At 73.6% G+C, this 1,240-nt stretch carries 1 protein-coding gene and 1 pseudogene; one reads left to right on the forward strand and one right to left on the reverse strand.

Features of this window, described 5'->3' with window-relative positions:
• Positions 1-250: 250 nt before the first annotated feature.
• Complete coding sequence (locus ACWGJO_RS41645) at positions 251-763, reverse strand: SigE family RNA polymerase sigma factor (protein ID WP_452190978.1); 513 nt, start codon at positions 761-763, stop codon at positions 251-253.
• A 249-nt stretch (positions 764-1,012) separates the two neighbouring features.
• Between ACWGJO_RS41645 and ACWGJO_RS41650 the strand changes: the two are divergent.
• Positions 1,013-1,240: pseudogene (locus ACWGJO_RS41650) on the forward strand (hypothetical protein); the annotation flags it as partial.

Below are 1,240 nucleotides of genomic sequence, written 5' to 3' on the forward strand. Positions count from 1 at the left end.
AGGACGGGGGGAAGCCGGCACGGAGGGGGTCTCTGTGGCAACTGCTCCTTGTTGTGGTCCCGGTGAGGGCGGCAGGGACGGGAGAGCCAGGCACAGGGCTGCCGCGGCGCAGGCAGCGGTCGCGCCAAGGGCGCGTCGGCGGTGGCGGCGCCGGTCGGCGCGTCGGCGGATCTCCGCAGCGGGCAGGACCGGTGCGGGCATCTGCGTGCCGAGCAGCCGCAGCCGGTCGGCGAGGATGTCGTGGATGGGGTCAGACACGGAGCTTCCCTTCCTCGCTGGTCGGGGTCCGGTCGGCGAGTCTGGCCGCGAGCGCGGCCCGGCCGCGGGCGAGGCGGCTCTTGACGGCGCTGACACTGGCGCCGGTATCGGCCGCGACCTGCTCGACGGAGAGGTCGCACATGTGGTGCAGGACCAGGGCGCTCCGCTGCGCCTCAGGCAGGTCGCGGAGCGCAGTGACCAGCATCAGGTGCTCCTCGGTGGGCGGCTCGACGGTGGGTGGTTCCTGACGATGGTGGCGTCCGGCCAAGTGCAGGCCCCGGGCCAGACGTCGCCAGCGGGAGACGGCCAGCCGCCGGGCCGTGGTCCGGATCCATGCCTCCGGGGCGTTGCCCGGGTCGAAGGTGCGCCGTCGGTCCCACGCGCGGATGAAGGCCTCCTGGACCACGTCCTGTGCTTCGGACCAGTTGCCGGTGATCGCGTAGAGCTGCCCGGTCAGGCGGGAGAAGGACGCCGCGTAGAACGCGTCGAACTCCTGTGGCGTCATCAAGGGCCTCTCTTCCGGGCTGTCCGTCGGCTCGCGGCACAGGGTGCGCGAGGAAGCACTCCTCGGCCGCGGCGGCGGATCCGTGCGTCCTGGGCGGAGCCTCCCGCCCTGTACGCACGAGCCCCGCCCCGGCGTTGCGCCCACGACCTATGACCTGGATCACGTGTGCGGGGTGCGACCTGCCGGGCATCGGGAGGCGTACAGGGGTGCTGGCATCAACCGGACGCCCGCAGGAAAGGACACGGATTCATGCGCATCCGCCCGATCATGCTCATCGCCGCCACCGTCACCGCCGCAGCCGTCGCGACCGCAGGGGGAATGGCCACTGCCGCGACCGGCACCTCCACGCCCACCGCCACCCCCACGGCCCAGGGCAAGCCCTCCGGTGCGCCCACCGCCACGGCCTCCGACGCCGGCTCGGCCGGCGCCTCGGTGGTCCCCGGCAGCGGCTCGGCCGTTACCGGTGCGACTGCCGCC

The organism is Kitasatospora sp. NPDC054795 (assembly GCF_053611565.1).